Here is an 18,381-nt window from a genome sequence, read left to right as displayed (position 1 = left end):
TTCCCATAGCGTAAGCTAGTAAGATCCCTGAAAGATGATCAGGTTGATAGGTTCGAGGTGGAAGCATGGTGACATGTGGAGCTGACGAATACTAATAGATCGAGGACTTAACCATATAATATGTAGCGATGTTATCTAGTTTTGAAGGAATATATATTAAAATTTCTTCTTGACATTTCGAAAGAAATGTTTATAATGATAAAAGTCTGGTAATGATGGCAGAGAGGTCACACCCGTTCCCATACCGAACACGGAAGTTAAGCTCTCTAGCGCCGATGGTAGTTGGGACCTTGTCCCTGTGAGAGTAGGACGTTGCCAGGCTAATATTATTCCGCAGTAGCTCAGTGGTAGAGCTATCGGCTGTTAACCGATCGGTCGTAGGTTCGAGTCCTACCTGCGGAGCCATTATGCTTCCATAGCTCAGCTGGTAGAGCACTTCCATGGTAAGGAAGAGGTCACCGGTTCAAGCCCGGTTGGAAGCTTGGGAATAGGTTTAAAACTTTTTTGGCCCGTTGGTCAAGTGGTTAAGACACCGCCCTTTCACGGCGGTAACACGGGTTCGAATCCCGTACGGGTCACCACTTTTGGAGGATTAGCTCAGCTGGGAGAGCACCTGCCTTACAAGCAGGGGGTCGGCGGTTCGATCCCGTCATCCTCCACCATATATATTTAAAATGTCGGAGGGGTAGCGAAGTGGCTAAACGCGGCGGACTGTAAATCCGCTCCTTCGGGTTCGGCAGTTCGAATCTGCCCCCCTCCACCATTTTCTTTAAAATAACCTGAGAGGGTTTATTTTTTTGAAAAGATAACCATACTAGTAAATATTAATGGGCTATAGCCAAGCGGTAAGGCAACGGACTTTGACTCCGTCATGCGCTGGTTCGAATCCAGCTAGCCCAGCCATTTACGAGCCATTAGCTCAGTTGGTAGAGCATCTGACTTTTAATCAGAGGGTCGAAGGTTCGAGTCCTTCATGGCTCATCATTTTTGCGGAAGTAGTTCAGTGGTAGAATACAACCTTGCCAAGGTTGGGGTCGCGGGTTCGAATCCCGTCTTCCGCTTAATTAATAAGGGGCCTTAGCTCAGCTGGGAGAGCGCCTGCCTTGCACGCAGGAGGTCAGCGGTTCGATCCCGCTAGGCTCCATCTAAATAAAAAAGCTTACATCATACGATGTAAGCTTTTTTTGTGTTTAAAAAGACAACTTTTATACTTGTCGTTTAAAATGAAGAAAACGTAAAAATAAGGGATGGGGAGATAATTGTGAAAGTTGTTATTGCATCTGATTCATATAAAGAAAGCCTAAAAGCTATAGAAGTATGTGGAGCTATTGAAAGAGGTTTTAGAGCAATTTTTCCTAATGCAGAGTATGTGAAAATACCAATTGGAGATGGAGGAGAAGGGACGGTTGAATCACTTGTTGATGCTACAGGGGGGAGAATTATATCAATTAGTGTGACAGGACCGCTTAGAGAAGGTATACAAGCTTTTTATGGCATTTCTAAAGATAAAAAGACAGCGTTTATTGAAATGGCAGCAGCATCAGGATTACAGCACGTTCCAGTTGAAAAGCGCAACCCACTTATTACAACGACAAAAGGAACAGGAGAACTTATATTACATGCGCTAAATCAAGGAGTGGAGTACATAATTTTAGGACTTGGAGGAAGTGCTACAAATGATGGCGGGGCAGGTATGTTAGCGGCTTTAGGAGTAAGGTTTATAAATGGCAAGGGTGAAGTAATAGATCCATCTGGAGGCACATTACACTCGATTGTTACTATTGATTTTTCACGAATGGACCCACGCTTAAAGGGGGTAAAGATAGAAGCGGCATGTGATGTGGATAATCCATTAGTCGGAATGCAGGGAGCATCTTTCGTATTTGGGAGACAAAAGGGTGCAAATATAGAGATGATGAAAGAGCTAGATGAAAATTTACAACATTATGCGAATATGCTTAAACGATATGTATCTTTTGATGTATCTGAAATACCTGGTGCAGGGGCAGCGGGAGGAATGGGAGCGGCTGTTATTTCAGTGTTAAAGGGAGACTTGCGTAGGGGCATTGAAATTGTATTAGATTATACAAATTTCGATAAACATATAGAAGATGCAAATCTTATTATAACTGGTGAAGGTAGAATAGATAAACAAACTGCATATGGAAAGGCTCCTGTGGGTGTTGCGGGGCGTGCAAAACGTTTTTCTGTGCCTGTAATTGCTATTGGAGGGTCTGTATCATCTGATTATTCAGCTGTGTACGAGAAAGGAATAGATGCGGTATTTAGTATTACAACGAGACCGATGACACTAGAAGAAGCATATAAAGTAGCAGAAGAAAATATTGAAATGACAACGAAGAATATTGCAACAGTATGGAAAATAGCATCAGAAAAACACTTCTAAATATAGGAGTGTTTTATTATTATTATTTAATAATAGTGATTGCGATTGTTTCATTAAGTTAACTTTATACATAGAATAGTCTTAAAATTTGGTTTTCAACGTGAATATAAGTGAATAAATTGTATATCCATACAGAAAAATGTCGAGTTGAGTCAGACTATATAAAAGATTTAAAATATTTAGTGAAGGCATAAAAGGGGGATACTATCTATGAAAAAAGAAATCTCAGTTATTGGAGTTCCAATGGATTTAGGACAGATGCGTCGTGGAGTTGATATGGGACCGAGCGCGATCCGTTATGCAGGGGTAATTGAAAGAATTGAAGAAATTGGATATGACGTTAAAGATATGGGAGATATATGTATAGAGAGAGAAAAAGAGATAGATGAAAATACAAAATTAAGAAACCTTACACAAGTTGCAACTGTATGTAATGAATTAGCAAGTAAGGTGGATCATATTATAGAAGAAGGTCGTTTTCCACTTGTATTAGGTGGTGACCATAGTATTGCTATCGGTACATTAGCTGGTGTAGCAAAACATTATAAAAACTTAGGCGTTATTTGGTATGATGCACACGGTGATTTAAATACAGAGGAAACTTCACCATCTGGAAATATTCATGGTATGTCACTTGCAGCAAGTTTAGGTTATGGACATTCTTCACTTGTAGATTTATACGGAGCATATCCAAAGGTGAAAAAAGAGAATGTCGTAATTATCGGTGCGCGTGCATTGGATGAAGGAGAAAAAGATTTCATTCGCAATGAAGGTATTAAAGTGTTCTCAATGCATGAAATTGATCGTATGGGGATGACGGCTGTGATGGAAGAAACAATCGCATATTTATCTCATACCGATGGTGTACACTTATCATTAGATTTAGATGGTCTTGATCCTCATGATGCACCAGGTGTTGGAACGCCTGTAATTGGCGGTCTATCTTATCGTGAAAGTCATTTGGCGATGGAAATGTTAGCAGAAGCTGATATTATCACATCTGCTGAATTTGTTGAGGTAAATACGATTTTAGATGAGAGAAATAGAACGGCAACAACAGCAGTTGCTTTAATGGGTTCTTTATTCGGTGAAAAACTAAAATAAATGTAAGAAAAGCAACTGAGAAGTTGCTTTTTTTATTTGAAAATAAGCGTATAATAATGATTTATATTATACTGTACAATAAAAATGTTTGACATCTTACCAATTTGAGCTAAAGGGGGTTGTTTGTAATTGTCGTTTGTTTCATGTATGGTATAATTAACTAGTTGTTGGAAATACATACAGATAGAGCATAAAACAATATTTCAATATATGGATAGAATTGCTCGTAAGTAGGAGGAAGGGATAGCATGCCTTTTGAAGATACGACCATTTTGAAATATCTTAGTACGGCATTAGATATTGCCATTGTATGGTTTATTATATATAAGCTAATTCTTATAATCCGAGGGACGAAAGCTGTTCAACTTTTAAAAGGGATTACAGTTATTATCGTCGTTAAGATGATCAGTATTTTCCTTGAATTGCGTACGCTATCTTGGCTAACTGAACAAGTATTAACGTGGGGATTTTTAGCCGTTATTATTATCTTTCAGCCAGAATTGCGAAGAGCACTTGAGCAGCTAGGGCGCGGGAGTTTATTTTCGCGTGTTGGAACGCATGAGGATGATGAACCTGAAATGGTTGCAACAGCGATAGCAAAAGCAACCGAATATATGGGGAAACGTAGAATTGGTGCATTAATTACTTTGTCAAAAGAGACCGGTATGGGTGATTATGTGGAAACGGGTATTCCGCTTAATGCAAACGTATCATCGGAATTACTTATTAATATTTTTATTCCAAATACACCTCTTCATGACGGAGCGGTAATTATGCAAGGAAGTACAATTAAAGCAGCAGCATGCTATCTTCCATTATCAGAAAGTCCGTTTATTTCTAAAGAATTAGGAACTAGACATCGTGCTGCAATGGGAGTTAGTGAAGTTACTGATAGTATTACAGTAGTTGTGTCTGAAGAAACTGGTCAAATTTCTTTAACGAAAAATGGTAAGTTGCATCGTGATTTGAAGACAGAACAGCTGAAAGATATGTTATTAGCTGAATTTAGTGGAAACGAAAAAACGACTTCTTCGTCTTTATGGAATTGGAGGAGAAAGCGTCATGGATAAGTTAATGGAGAATCATTGGTTTTTAAAAGGGATCTCATTACTATTGGCGTGTATGCTTTTTATGTCAGCGACGTTAACTGAAAAAAATACGACATCAGGTATATTACCTTTTGCAAATGATACGAAAGAAACATTAACTAATTATGCTATTAATCTTAAGTATGATGAGGAAAAATATATTGTAAGTGGTATTCCGGCAGAGGGCGTTAAAGTAAAATTAGAAGGCCCAAAAGCATCAGTTGCTACAGCAAAAGCAAAAAAACAATTTGACATACCGGTTGATTTGCGAGATAGTCCAAAAGGAACTTATGAGATTTCTTTAAAAACGAACGGGCTTCCAGATGATGTGAAAGGAACAGTTCAGCCATCAACAATTAAAGTTACTCTTCATGAAAAGGCGAGAAAATATGTTCATGTAGATCTGAAATTATCAAATGAGGATCAGATGCCAGCGGGGGCTACTCTAGAAAAATCAAGCCTTAAACCGGATACTGTTGAGGTAGTTGGGACGAAAGAAGAAATTGAAAGCATTTCATCTGCCAAAGCGTATGTTGATTTAAAAGGTGTTAATAAAACTGTTACAAAAACTCCCGAAGTTACATTATACAATAAAGAAGGAAAACGTTTAAATGTAAGAACAAGTCCATCTAAGATTAGTGTAACGTTGAATGTGGCAACGCAAACTACAGCCAATAATACTGAAAAAACTGTTCCTGTAATGTATACGAAGAAGGGGAGTTTAGCAGAAGGATTGGCGGTTACAAATATCAGTGTTGAACCGAGAGAAGTAACGATAGCTGGTCCAAAAGATATTTTGGATAATATACAATCTCTAGAGGGGGTCGAAGTAGATCTTAGTCAATTGACAGAGTCTACAACATTCGATGCCTCTGTTTTATTACCCAAGGGTGTAACAAGTGCAAAACCGAATCAAGTGAAGGTTTCGGTGGGAGTGCAAAAAACAAAACAAAAGAAAACAAAAACGATTGATGGTATCCCAATCCAGAAAAATGGACTGTCTAAAGATGTTACTGCTCAGCTACTTTCGCCGCAAGATGGAAAGATAAGTGTTGATATTTCAGGAGAAGCAAGTATAGTAGATAAAATAACAGCTGCTCAAATAACAGCGGTAATTAATCTGCAAAATGTATCCTCAGGGACGAAAGATATTTCAATTCAAGTGAGCGGTCCTGGTAATATTTCAATAGAGCCAAAACAAAAAAGTGCTAAAGTTACTATTGTGAAGAAAGAAAAACCAGATAAAGAAGTACAGGGTAACGGTCAACAACCCGATTCAAATACGGATCAAGAAAATCAAAATGAGAAACCAAAAAATCCTGAACCTGATTCAGAAAAAGAACAGGAAAAGAATCAAAACCAAAACCAAAACCAAAATCAAAATCAAGATAAAGATAAAGAAACGAGTCAAGAACCAACAGTAGATAATCAAAAAGAGCAAGAAAAAGGAGCGAATCATAATGGGTAAATATTTTGGTACAGATGGAGTACGCGGAGTTGCAAATAAGGAGTTAACACCTGAATTAGCTTTCAAAATTGGACGTTTTGGTGGTTATGTATTAACAAAAGATACAGATCGTCCAAAAGTAATTATCGGTCGTGATACACGTGTATCTGGTCATATGTTAGAAGGAGCTTTAGTAGCAGGCCTATTATCAACTGGAGCAGAAGTAATGCGCCTTGGCGTTATTTCTACACCGGGCGTTGCTTATTTAACAAAAGCACTAGATGCACAAGCGGGTGTTATGATTTCTGCATCTCATAATCCGGTACAAGATAACGGTATTAAATTCTTTGGTTCAGACGGCTTTAAATTAACAGATGAGCAAGAAGCTGAGATTGAAGCTTTATTAGACAAAGAAGTTGATGAACTACCACGTCCGACAGGTACTAATCTTGGACAAGTGAGCGATTACTTTGAAGGTGGACAAAAATATTTACAGTACATTAAACAAACTGTTGAAGAAGATTTCTCTGGCCTACATATCGCTTTAGATTGTGCACATGGTGCAACTTCTTCTCTAGCTCCATACTTATTTGCAGACCTAGAAGCTGATATTTCAACAATGGGAACTTCTCCAAACGGTATGAATATTAATGAGGGTGTAGGATCTACACATCCAGAAGGCTTAGCTGAATTGGTAAAAGAAAAAGGTGCGGATATCGGACTTGCTTTTGATGGCGATGGCGACCGTTTAATTGCTGTAGACGAAAAAGGAAACATCGTTGACGGTGATCAAATTATGTTCATTTGTGCGAAATATATGAAAGAAACTGGTCAATTAAAACATAATACAGTTGTTTCAACTGTTATGAGTAACTTAGGTTTCTACAAGGCACTTGAAGCAAATAATATTACAAGTGATAAAACAGCAGTTGGTGACCGCTACGTAATGGAAGAAATGAAGCGTGGAGGTTACAACCTAGGTGGAGAACAATCAGGCCATATTATCTTACTTGATTACATTACAACTGGTGATGGAATGTTAAGTGCACTTCAACTTGTAAACATCATGAAAATGACGAAAAAGCCATTATCTGAGCTTGCAGGAGAAATGACGAAATTCCCACAATTGTTAGTAAACGTTCGTGTAACAGATAAAAAATTAGCATTAGAAAATGAAAAAATTAAAGAAATTATTCGTGTTGTAGAGGAAGAAATGAACGGTGATGGCCGTATTCTTGTTCGTCCATCTGGAACAGAGCCACTTATTCGTGTAATGGCAGAAGCACCAACACAAGAAGTTTGTGATGCATATGTACATCGCATTGTAGAAGTTGTGAAAGCCGAAGTTGGCGCTGAATAATTAGCTGAATTTATATGAAAAAGGAGCACAAAAAGTGCTCCTTTTTCATATGTTTTATAGACGATGAAAAAAATTTCATTGACGGTTTATCCATGTTTGTTATAAGATGGTCTTGTTCTTTTTCTCAAAGGAAATATTGTAAATTATAAAAGCGCCAGAACTACAAATAGTGTAGTTGACGAGGTGGGGTTTATCGAGATTTCGGCGGATGACTCCCGGTTGTTCATCACAACCGCAAGCTTTTACTTAAATCATTAAGGTGACTTAGTGGACAAAGGTGAAAGTGTGATGAGAGAAGAGGAACGGATGAAAACTAGCTGTATAAGTATATACGGACTTAAACCCAATCGAGAGGAAGGTGAAAGCCGTTACAAGCTTACAGGGCTAGCAATATGTAATCCGTTTTTTAGTATAAATAAAAATGGTATCGGACTATGTCGTTACATGTTCGCAGAGCAGTGTAAGCATTTGTAACGGCGACTAAACATGTGTGGAATCGTAGGATTTATTGGAGAGCAAGATGCAAAGGAAATTTTATTAAAAGGTTTAGAAAAGCTAGAATATCGTGGATATGATTCAGCAGGGATTGCAGTACAAGCAGAGAACGGTGTTGTTGTATACAAAGAAAAAGGCCGTATCGCAAAACTTCGTGAAATCGTAGATGAGAACGTAGCAGCAAGCGTGGGTATCGGACACACACGCTGGGCTACACACGGTGTTCCAAGTAAAGTAAACGCGCATCCGCATCAAAGTACATCAAAACGCTTTACATTAGTTCATAACGGTGTAATTGAAAACTATGAATTAGTGAAAAAGGAATATTTACAAGATGTAACGTTCGTAAGTGAAACAGATACAGAGGTTATCGTACAGCTTATGGAACAACAAGTGAGCACAGGATTAAGTGTAGAAGAAGCGTTCCGTAATACGCTATCTCTTTTACATGGCTCTTATGCAATCGGATTACTTGATGCTGAAAATCCAAACATGATTTATGTTGCTAAAAACAAAAGCCCGCTATTAGTAGGTGTTGGTGACAACTTTAATGTTGTGGCAAGCGACGCTATGGCGATGTTACAAGTTACAGATCAATTTATTGAGCTAATGGATAAAGAAATCGTAATCGTAACGAAAGAAAGTATTACAATTAAAAACTTACAAGGTGAAACGATTGAACGTGCACCGTTTACAGCGGAATTAGACGCAAGTGATATTGAAAAGGGAACATATCCTCATTTCATGCTTAAAGAAATCGATGAGCAACCACTTGTAATCCGTAATATAATTCAAAAGTATCAAGATGAAAATGGCGAAATTGAATTAAATCAAGACATCCGCAATGCGATTTTAGATAGCGATCGTATTTACATCATTGCATGTGGAACGAGTTATCATGCAGGTCTTGTTGGAAAACAATTTATCGAGAAGTTTGCAAAAATGCCAGTTGAAGTACACGTTGCAAGTGAATTCTCTTACAACATGCCATTATTAACAGAAAGACCATTCTTCATTTACATTTCACAAAGTGGTGAAACAGCTGATAGCCGTGCAGTACTTGTGCAAACAAATGAAATGGGCCATAAAGCATTAACGATTACAAACGTGCCTGGTTCTACGCTTTCTCGTGAAGCTGATTATACACTTCCGTTATACGCTGGACCAGAAATTGCAGTTGCATCAACGAAAGCTTACACAGCACAGCTTGCAGTACTTTCAATTTTAGCGGCTGATATTGCTAAAGCAAAAGGTGAAGTTCTTGATTTCGATTTAACACACGAACTAGGACTTGTAGCAAATGCAATGATAGAACTTTGTGATCAAAAAGAAGAAATGGACGCATTAGCAAAACAATTTTTAGCAACAACGCGTAACTGTTTCTTCATCGGACGTAGCGTAGACTTCTACGTAGGATTAGAAGGTGCGTTAAAACTAAAAGAAATCTCTTACATCCAAGCAGAAGGATTCGCTGGAGGAGAGTTAAAACACGGTACAATCGCTTTAATTGAAAATGGTACACCAGTTATCGCACTTGCTACACAAGAGCACGTAAACCTTGGAATTCGTGGTAACGTGAAAGAAGTAGTAGCACGCGGGGCTAACCCATGTATCATCTCAATGAAAGGCTTAGAAATGGAAGGTGACAGCTTCGTATTACCAGCTGTACACGAAGCGCTAGCACCGCTAGTAGCAGTTATTCCATTACAACTTATCTCATACTACGCAGCGCTTCACCGCGAGTGTGACGTTGATAAGCCACGTAACTTAGCTAAGTCTGTTACTGTTGAGTAGGAGATTGGTAGGTTAATAAATATAGTGTAAAGTGACAATAAAGTCGTTTAAAAACAAATAAAGTTGTTTAAAGTTTGAACACTAAACATCGGTATGCTTATAATTAAAATAAGCGTACCGATGTTTTTTATTTTGGAGGGATAAAGATGAGTTTAGGTGAAAAACTTAAGATTTTAAAAACCGATACATCATTAAAAGATAAAATCAATACCGTATGAAGCAGAGTATTTGTCTGCTGATGAATTTGATGAAAATAAGAAAGAATTGAAAATCATTGATTTAGATGAATTAGTTGGTATGTGCCGAACAGATGCAGATAGAGTGAGTAATTGGCTAGAGGCGTTGGAGATATTAGTTAATAAAGGAATAAATTTTTCTAAATACAAAAGTAAAGAGCAGTTTGAAAAATTTATTTTAAGTGACCCGTATATTGGATATCCTTTGGTAACGGTTTTAAACAATCAATACTATATCCAAGGAGAAGGCAAACATCGATTAACGATTGCTAAATGTTTAGGTTTAAAGAAAGCGAAAGTTATTGTTATATATCCTAAATAAAAGGATGTGATATTGTGCCAAAACGCCAAATAGGTTGGACAGAAGCAAAGATAGCTCGTTATGTAAAAGAGGGGCGCGGGCAGGGCGAATTATCAACGTATAAGCCATGGTTAACCATTCAAGATGTTCCATCCAGTGGTCGTGTTCATCGTGTAATGGGATGGAAAACGGAGCGAGAGCATCATTTTTTATCTGATATGGAATTTAATTATTTTTGTTTATGTGATTGGGCGGAAAATGTAGTCGATATTCGAGAACAGTTTCCATTGGATAGAGAAATTACATTAAAAATTGCTGATACATTAAATATTAAGCATCCTGTAGATAAGCAAATACCTATTGTTATGACGACTGATTTCTTTTTAACTGTTCGAGATGACAAAGGTATTGCCTATAAAGCACGGACAATAAAATGTAGTAACGACCTAAATAACGTTATAATTATTGAAAAATTCGAAATAGAAAGAGTGTATTGGGAAGAGCAAGGCATTGAATGGGGAATTGTAACTGAGCTAGAATACCCTAATGTTCTTCTCAGTAATTTAAAGTTTTTGCATCAAAGATATGAAGTTGATAATGATGAACTAGTTTTGTTTTTGTCTGAGTGGGAGAACTTTGAGGGCAATTTATTGTCTAATTTAAAATTATTCGATGTTAAATATAATTTTGAAGGTGGAACTGGAATTTCATTATTTAAGCATGCGCTAGCAAAGCGATTACTTAAAATTGATATGACTAAACCAATTGTTGGATTCCAAGAAGATGTGAAAAATATAGTGATTTTAAAACAAAATGCTACTGCGAGGTGGGGATAATGCATTTTTATGTAAATGAAATTCTCCAAGAGCAAAGTACAGAGAGTAAATATCGAATTTTGTGGATTGATCCTGATAGTGTGATTTTATATGTAATAGAGTTAGAGAACTCAAAGGCATTTCCAGAGAAAAAGCTCATTTCAGAATTAAAGGAAGCTATTATTATTGGTGATTGGATAAAAGTAAAAGGTGATATATTTATAGAGCATGTTTCAAAGGACTATGAAATGAAACACTATGAAGCAAGAGATATGGCTTGGGAAAAAATAAAAACTGTTGTTGAAAATGAGCCAAATATTTATGGAAAATCATTTCGTACAAAGTTAATACGTGAAGCGTGTGTGAAGCATAATATCTCGTACCCGGCTATTCGTAAATATTTATATAAATATTGGTCTAGAGGTAAAACAATAGATGCTCTTTTACCGGATTATAAAAATTCTGGTGCCAGAGGGAAAGAGCGTTCATCTAATGAAAAAAAGCGAGGTCGCCCTTCTAAATATGGAGTTGAAGGCATTAATGTAGATGAAGAAACAAAGAAGATATTTAGGGTAGCATTAGAAAAGTATTATTTGGCATCTAAACAAAACAAAATGACTGATGCGTATAAATATATGATTAAGGGGTTTTATGCTAAAGATATTTACTATGAAAATGGTGTGGAGAGAATTATTTTAGAAGATGAAAATATGATTCCTTCAATACGTCAATTTCGTTATTGGTATCAAAAAGAATATAACGCTCCTGAAGTATTGAAAGCTAGAAAAGGTGAAAAGCGATTTAACAAGGATCATAGAGCGGTGTTAAGTACATCACTGTCAGAAGTATTTGGCCCAGGTTCACGCTACCAGATTGATGCAACAATTGCAGATGTTTATTTAGTTTCGGGAGTAAATCGTAATTGGATTATAGGGCGTCCTGTAGTGTATTTAGTAATGGATGTTTTTAGTAGAATGGCCGTAGGCGTGTATGTTGGTTTAGAAGGTCCTTCGTGGGTAGGAGCAATGATGGCTTTAACAAATGTAGTAGCTGATAAAAAAGCTTATTGTGCAGAGTATGATATTGAAATAAATGAAGGTGATTGGCCTTGTCGTTATTTACCAGAAATTTTGTTAGCGGATAAAGGTGAGTTTGAAGGGTACAATGTTGAACGGCTGGTAAAAGCATTTAATTTACATGTTGAAAATGCAGCGTCCTACCGAGCGGATTGGAAGGGGATTGTTGAAAAGCAATTTGATTTAATTCAGAAAAAGGTTAAGCCAATGTTGCCGGGCTACATTGATGTAGATTTTCAAGAACGAGGCGCAAAAGATTATCGTCTGGATGCTAAATTGACATTGAAAGAGTTTACACAAATTTTGATTAAACAAATTCTACAGTACAATACAAAGCATTATTTAAAGTCTTATGTGAGAGATAAAGATTTAGTTGCAGATGATGTCCAGTCGATTCCTCTGGAATTATGGAATTGGGGTATTCAAAATCGCACGGGGAAACTAAGGGTATTTCCAGAAGAACTTGTGAAAATGCAACTGCTACCTAGAGGGATTGCTATAGTAAATCATAAAGGTATTCAGTTTAAAGGTATTTCATATAGCTGTGATAAAGCTTTAAAAGAGGCTTGGTTTGAGAATGCTCGTATGGAAGGTTCGTGGAAAATTGAGTTAGCATATGATCCACGCAATATGAGTCATGTTTATGTTGTTGATGATTCTTTAGGATATTTTGAAGAATGTTATATGTTAGATGTGTCAAAACGTTATGAAAGATTAAGTCTCGATGAAATCATATATTGGCGAAAACAGGAAAAACGTTTAGAGAAAGAGCAAAATCATAAGCAACTACAAAAAGATATTGATTATATAGCTGATGTGGAAGCCATTGTAAAGAAGGCAGAAAAAGCAAAACAATCTCAACAAGATACCTCATTGAGCAAAGCTGAACAAGTTGGAGCAATACGTATTAATCGTAAGGAAGAAAAAGAACGTCAAAGAAAGGATGAATCGAAACGATTGTTCGAAAAGGAAATCAAACAAACAGAAGTAATTCAATTTCCGCAAACTTTTGTTGAAACGGAATTTAAACGACCAAATGTACGAGAATTCTTAAAGTGTAGGAAGGAAGATAAAGATGAATGACCAAGTAAACTTCCGTAATATTGCGCAAGCAGTCTATATCGAACAAGATGTAATTGATTTTCGGGGCAATCCGTTAATTGAAGCTTTACCACTAATACTTTCACCAGAAGAAGCGTATGAAAAATTAAGCTACTATCCGTCTTTTGATGAAAGTGAAGCGCATCTACCTACACATGTACGATACCATGCTATTCCCAGAATAAACAGATTTTTTCAACCGGTGATGCAACATCTAGACTTAGAGCAACGTTTTTCAAGGCTAATTCGCCACGTTTATGTAAGTAGAAATCCTAAACTCCCTGAATATACTCGTGCTTTAAATGGTAATCAAGATATTCGTTCTACAGCTTCTAGTATGACGTTGATGGGGTTTTCCGGTATTGGTAAAACAACAGCTATTGAAAGGATTTTATCTCTTTATCCTCAAGTTATATTGCATCAACATCCATTAAATCTTATGCAAGTTGTCTGGTTAAAGTTGAATTGTCCGCACGACGGTTCTTTGAAGTCCTTATGCTTGGATTTCTTTTTAAAAATGGATCAGTTACTTGGTACAAACTATCATGAGAAATTCGGAAGTAGGCGTAATTCTATAAGCTCAATGGTAACTCGAATGGGGCAGATTGCAAGGTTACATTGTATAGGGGTTATTGTAATTGATGAAATTCAACATCTATTAGCAACTAGAGATAATAACTCTGAAAAGATGATGAATTTCTTTGTTACACTCGTTAATGAAATAGGAGTGCCCGTTATGATGATTGGTACAATGCGAGCTAAAGCAGTATTGCAACAAGATTTTCGACAAGCCCGTCGAGGGAGTGGCCAAGGGGATATGGTTTGGCAACAGATGAAAAAAGATGATGATTGGGAGCTATTAATTGAAAGCTTATGGGGATATCAATGGCTACAACATAAAACAGAATTGACACCTGAATTAAATGAAACACTTTATAACGAAAGCCAAGGGATTATTGATATTGCAGTTAAGTTATTCGCACTAGCTCAAGGACGTGCAATTGAAACAGGTATTGAAAAAATTACTCCAGCAGCGATTAAGCAAGTAGCTAAAGATGACCCGAAACTTGTTCAACCAATGTTAAAGGCACTTAGGGATGGGCGTACTTCTGAACTTGAAAAGTATGCAGACATCATGCCGATGGATATTGAAGAATATCTCGTAATGCGTGAGTCGAAAATCGATTTACGTGCAACAATTCAGAAGAAAAAAGAGATTCAAGCAAAAAAACGAGAATCTAAAAATATTACTACAACAGAAATCATTATGAGTTCATTAATTGCGTTAGGGATTGATGTTGAGGTCGCTCAAAAAGTAGCAGTTAAAGCTATCAAAGATAAACAGGGCAGTTCTTTGTCGCAATTAATGACTTATGCAATTCAGCTTACGGAAGAAAACAAAAAGCTCAAGAAAGCATCAAAGCCTAAAGTGAAAACTGAACTTCTTACTATTTTTGAAAGCGCGAAAAAGAATAAATAATCTAATTATGAAGCATTAAAGGGAGCTGGTTATATTAAATCACCGTTGGATGAGTTTATAATCTAGGAGGGGTTAGCGTGATTGCTTATTTCCCAAAGCTTTATCCTAATGAACTTTTATATAGCTGGTTTGCTCGTTATCATGACCATTCTGGAAACCAAAGTCCTAAACATACAATGAAAGATTTATTTGGGACTACAAATATGGTAGCTGTATTAGATTTACCCTCAAATTTAGTGAAAGTGCACAAAGAAATAGAGCACTTTAATCCACCTAGTTTCAATACGTTGATTGAAAATCATACGTTTTATAAATACTATACTTTTTTTCAACCTGATAATATCCAAAATAAAGCTTTAGAATATATACAAAATGGCGGTAAACCAGGAGCTGTTCATATGTTTCTTGGACTCGTTGCTTCCACAATTAAAGGTTGGCAGTATATTAGATTTTGTCCGAAATGTTTTGAGGAAGATCAAATAAAGTATGGGGAGACTTATTGGCATACACTTCATCAATTACCAAAGGTATACTATTGTTATAGACATCATGATCCACTTCTAGATTCAAATATCAAGTCACGTAATCCACAAAAACACCAGTTTATTTCAGCGGAAAAGTTAGATTCAGATAAACCACAGGTAAGAGCGGTTTATTCTGATAAAACGGCAGAACACTTAATTAATCTTTCAAAAGAGAGTATAAAGCTTATGACGCTGGATTTTGTTATGGATACTAATGATCTTCAGCAAGTTTATCAGTATCTTTTACAGATTAATGGTTATGCAAATCACATTGGAAGAATAAATCAGCAGTATTTATGTAAGCAATTTAAATTGTATTATGGAGAACAATTTTTATCATTAGTAGATTGTAACTTTGATATTGATGCAGATACATCATGGATTCGAAGTATAGCCAGAAAACATCGTAAAACTTTTCATCCGGTACAGCATTTAGTAATGCTTAATTTTTTAGGCGTATCTATTGAACAATTACCAAAGTTAGTAGGAAAGCAATATCATCCGTTTGGGGAATCTCCATATTACTGTTTAAATCCAGCAGCTAAGCATTTTAAAGAACGAGTTGTAACTGATTTGAAAATAACAAATTGTACGGATACAAGAAAACCTATAGGAACATTTAGTTGTGAATGTGGCTTTATTTATTCGAGGAAGGGACCAGATGAAAATGAAGTGGATCAATTTAAAATTGGACGAATTAAACAATTTGGTCATGTATGGGAGAGACGGTTAAAAGAGTTATATACAGAAGTGAAGAGTCTGTATAGAATTGCAAAAGAATTACAATGTGATATTTCTACTGTCAAAAAATATGTGCAAGTAGAACTACTAGAGATAATAAAACCAGCTAGTTCTTTAAAGAACCTAGTTGAGTTAAAAGAGATTGAATGGTTAACTTTGTTAAAAAATAATCCTAATCTTACTGTTACGGAATTGAGAAAATTAACGCCAGCCTTATATGCATGGCATTACCGTAATAATAAGGAATGGCTCAAAGAGCATTCTCCCAAAGGTATAAAAAAAGAATTACTAAATCAACGAGTTGATTGGGTAAAGAGGGATTCAGAGATATTAGTAATGGTAAAAAAAGCAGTTCAAAAATTATATGCAATAGAAAAGCCTGTATTTGTCAATAAAAGTCGAGTAGGCAAAGAAATAGGACACCTTTCACTACTAGAGAAATTATTAGATAAAATGCCGGAAACAAAGAGATTTTTAGAGATACATTTAGAAACGCGAGAAGAATATCAAATAAGGCGTATTAAATGGGCCTGTAAGGTTATTTACAAAAGTAATAATGAACAGGTAATGGAATGGAAAGTACGGCGATTAGCAGGTTTAAGAAGTAATACAGTTAACAAAGTTGAAGTTGCACTTAAATATGAGCTAACGTACTATCAACAAAGGAGAGATTTCTTTGAAGCTAAGACCATGGACATTCGGAAATAACCTAGTTACTTTAAAGTGGCTAGGCGATGTTAATTTGAAAAATAACCAATGGTTTATTCGAGTAGCTTTTGAGTATAACAGTCAAATTGAGATATTAGAGTTTCCTATTGCAACAATGCCATTACTAAAAGTTGGAGCTAAATATCGAGATGGAATTTATTTAGATACTCAACGAAAAGGAATTATTTATGATGTGATGATTCCAAAGTTAAATCAATGTAAAGTGGTTTCTGCTTTAGATGCTTGTAAGAAGTTTAGTTATTATCTACATGCAAATAAGGAATTGATGCATCAGTTAGCTTTTGAGTTTTCAGTGGAAGATAAAACATATTATCTTCCGCAAACTGAATTTATTTGTGCTGTATTTGCAATTAATAAAATTATGGCAAATGCTATGATGAGACCAAATGGGTTAGAACTACTTGTAAATAGAGCAGAATTAAATAACAATACTGCCTCTATAGATTTAGTTAATGAAATTCCTAACGGTATAGCAAGAGATAAGGATTTTATTAGGTATTTTGCATGGCTTTATTTTAACATGGGTTTAAAAACATCTTTTGAGTCAATATATACGAATGTTTATGGGAAATTAAGTAAACAGCAAGAATTAAAGTTAGAAGTGAATTTACCAGTAAACCCTGATGTCTTTATACGTTTCAGAGGCATTGAAAAAGATAATAACTATTTAATTTTAGAATGGTTAGGATCAGACATGGCTGAAACACCTTTTACAGATATAGAAGTAAAGCATAAAGCATTTAAAAAGCAAGTAACAGCTCCAGAGAAGAGAAAGTACCGTAAATCTATTCAAGATACCGGGGAAAAAGTATTAAATGAAAATGTTAATAATAGATCTAAACAAGATATTAATCAACCCATAACTGATGTATCTGGCACACAATTACAATTTAAGAATGCTCCTAAAGTGCATAAAATTTATGGTTCTGAACAGCAAGTGAATCAAGGGGATATGTATATTTCTAATGATGGAAAAGGTGGAGGTATTAAGACAGAACAAGTAGTAGGATTAGACGAATCAATTTATGGGGGACATATCAAACCTATTGAGTTTAAGGTGTTAGAAGTTACGAGTGATATTAGAGGGCAAGGGTTGGAGCTGTTTATAAAGATGATTCAACTGTTAGCTAAGCATACCCATAAGTATGAGGTTGCAATGAATTTCATTTATTTACCATTAGGTAGGAAATTTTCTTTTTTACCAAATTGCGAAAGAAGGGTATGCGGACTAGTTAATATAAAAAATAGAAATAAGAATAAATCATACTATGTGTTGGAAGTAGCAACTCCTGATGATAAAAATTTATCTACTTTAATTATAGATATTACAAATGAAAGAAATAGAGAGCAAATTATTTCTAAGCTTTTAAAAGGGCTCGTATTTAATAGTGGGAGTTGGGATAAGAGATTGTTAACGATGCTTAATTTTAAAAGATTAAAACATGTAAATCAAGATCTTAATGAATGGAAGCGTCGATTAGAATTAAATATTTAGTAGTATGTAATAAGCAATGTAGAAGAAATATTTAGTGGAATTTGATATTGAAAATTCATCAGATTTATATTTAAAGATGCATCAATATCACTTTAACGAAAGAGGAAAAAAAGAATATGTATCAACGAATCGAAAAAAACAAAACATATGGATATCATTAAAGCTGATTTATTAAATAGCATTTATAG

General features: G+C 35.8%; 13 protein-coding genes, 9 tRNA genes and 2 rRNA genes. All 24 read left to right on the top strand.

Going from position 1 to position 18,381, the window contains the following annotated elements; translation table 11 throughout:
• A 23S ribosomal RNA gene (locus tag GBN91_RS25730) occupies positions 1-115 on the top strand; the annotation flags it as partial.
• A 90-nt stretch (positions 116-205) separates the two neighbouring features.
• Positions 206-321, top strand: a 5S ribosomal RNA gene (rrf, locus tag GBN91_RS25725).
• 9 nt (positions 322-330) lie between these two features.
• Positions 331-405 (top strand) — tRNA-Asn (locus GBN91_RS25720).
• A gap of 4 nt (positions 406-409) precedes the next feature.
• Positions 410-482: transfer RNA gene (locus GBN91_RS25715), tRNA-Thr, on the top strand.
• A 24-nt stretch (positions 483-506) separates the two neighbouring features.
• Positions 507-581, top strand: a tRNA-Glu gene (locus tag GBN91_RS25710).
• Positions 582-586: 5 nt separating this feature from the next.
• A tRNA-Val gene (locus tag GBN91_RS25705) sits at positions 587-662 on the top strand.
• Between the two features lie 17 nt (positions 663-679).
• Positions 680-763 (top strand) — tRNA-Tyr (locus GBN91_RS25700).
• A gap of 65 nt (positions 764-828) precedes the next feature.
• Positions 829-903: transfer RNA gene (locus GBN91_RS25695), tRNA-Gln, on the top strand.
• Between the two features lie 5 nt (positions 904-908).
• A tRNA-Lys gene (locus GBN91_RS25690) sits at positions 909-981 on the top strand.
• Positions 982-989: 8 nt separating this feature from the next.
• Positions 990-1,061 (top strand) — tRNA-Gly (locus GBN91_RS25685).
• 10 nt (positions 1,062-1,071) lie between these two features.
• Positions 1,072-1,144 (top strand) — tRNA-Ala (locus tag GBN91_RS25680).
• Between the two features lie 117 nt (positions 1,145-1,261).
• Positions 1,262-2,407 (top strand): glycerate kinase, encoded by a 1,146-nt coding sequence (locus GBN91_RS25675; RefSeq protein ID WP_000869592.1) that lies wholly within the window; start codon positions 1,262-1,264, stop codon positions 2,405-2,407.
• 210 nt (positions 2,408-2,617) lie between these two features.
• Entirely contained in the window at positions 2,618-3,511 is an 894-nt protein-coding gene (gene rocF / locus GBN91_RS25670) for an arginase (protein ID WP_000711563.1), read from the top strand.
• A gap of 248 nt (positions 3,512-3,759) precedes the next feature.
• Positions 3,760-4,581: a diadenylate cyclase CdaA gene (gene cdaA / locus GBN91_RS25665; protein ID WP_001115697.1), complete on the top strand. Its 822-nt coding sequence runs from the start codon at positions 3,760-3,762 to the stop codon at positions 4,579-4,581.
• Positions 4,574-6,067, top strand: a complete 1,494-nt coding sequence (locus GBN91_RS25660; RefSeq protein ID WP_152122644.1) for a CdaR family protein — start codon at positions 4,574-4,576, stop codon at positions 6,065-6,067. Before cdaA ends, GBN91_RS25660 begins: the two co-directional genes overlap by 8 nt.
• Positions 6,060-7,406 carry a phosphoglucosamine mutase gene (gene glmM / locus GBN91_RS25655; protein WP_000521476.1) on the top strand — a complete coding sequence of 449 codons (1,347 nt, stop codon included), beginning with the start codon at positions 6,060-6,062 and terminating at the stop codon, positions 7,404-7,406. Before GBN91_RS25660 ends, glmM begins: the two co-directional genes overlap by 8 nt.
• Before the next feature lie 288 nt (positions 7,407-7,694).
• The gene (locus tag GBN91_RS25650) at positions 7,695-7,880 is read left to right on the top strand and encodes a hypothetical protein (protein ID WP_001206405.1); all 186 of its coding nucleotides are present in this window, start codon (positions 7,695-7,697) and stop codon (positions 7,878-7,880) included.
• 12 nt (positions 7,881-7,892) lie between these two features.
• Entirely contained in the window at positions 7,893-9,695 is a 1,803-nt protein-coding gene (gene glmS, locus GBN91_RS25645) for a glutamine--fructose-6-phosphate transaminase (isomerizing) (protein WP_000334163.1), read from the top strand.
• 228 nt (positions 9,696-9,923) lie between these two features.
• Positions 9,924-10,253, top strand: a complete 330-nt coding sequence (locus tag GBN91_RS25640; RefSeq protein ID WP_152122642.1) for a hypothetical protein — start codon at positions 9,924-9,926, stop codon at positions 10,251-10,253.
• A gap of 14 nt (positions 10,254-10,267) precedes the next feature.
• Positions 10,268-11,068: a TnsA endonuclease N-terminal domain-containing protein gene (locus GBN91_RS25635; RefSeq protein WP_152122641.1), complete on the top strand. Its 801-nt coding sequence runs from the start codon at positions 10,268-10,270 to the stop codon at positions 11,066-11,068.
• Positions 11,068-13,206, top strand: coding sequence for a Mu transposase C-terminal domain-containing protein (locus tag GBN91_RS25630; protein WP_152122639.1), 2,139 nt, complete (start codon positions 11,068-11,070; stop codon positions 13,204-13,206). The genes GBN91_RS25635 and GBN91_RS25630 overlap by 1 nt, the downstream gene beginning before the upstream one ends.
• Complete coding sequence (locus GBN91_RS25625; RefSeq protein ID WP_347400312.1) at positions 13,199-14,704, top strand: ATP-binding protein; 1,506 nt, start codon at positions 13,199-13,201, stop codon at positions 14,702-14,704. Before GBN91_RS25630 ends, GBN91_RS25625 begins: the two co-directional genes overlap by 8 nt.
• Positions 14,705-14,781: 77 nt before the next feature.
• Positions 14,782-16,677, top strand: coding sequence for a TnsD family Tn7-like transposition protein (locus GBN91_RS25620; RefSeq protein ID WP_152122636.1), 1,896 nt, complete (start codon positions 14,782-14,784; stop codon positions 16,675-16,677).
• Positions 16,646-18,193 (top strand): Tn7-like element transposition protein TnsE, encoded by a 1,548-nt coding sequence (locus GBN91_RS25615; protein WP_152122635.1) that lies wholly within the window; start codon positions 16,646-16,648, stop codon positions 18,191-18,193. The genes GBN91_RS25620 and GBN91_RS25615 overlap by 32 nt, the downstream gene beginning before the upstream one ends.
• The last annotated feature ends 188 nt before the right edge of the window (positions 18,194-18,381 follow it).

Source organism: Bacillus sp. B1-WWTP-T-0.5-Post-4 (genome assembly GCF_009183795.1).
Classification (GTDB): domain Bacteria; phylum Bacillota; class Bacilli; order Bacillales; family Bacillaceae_G; genus Bacillus_A; species Bacillus_A cereus.
The sequence above is the reverse complement of the archived record's forward strand: the minus strand, read 5'-3'. Positions and strand labels throughout refer to the sequence as shown.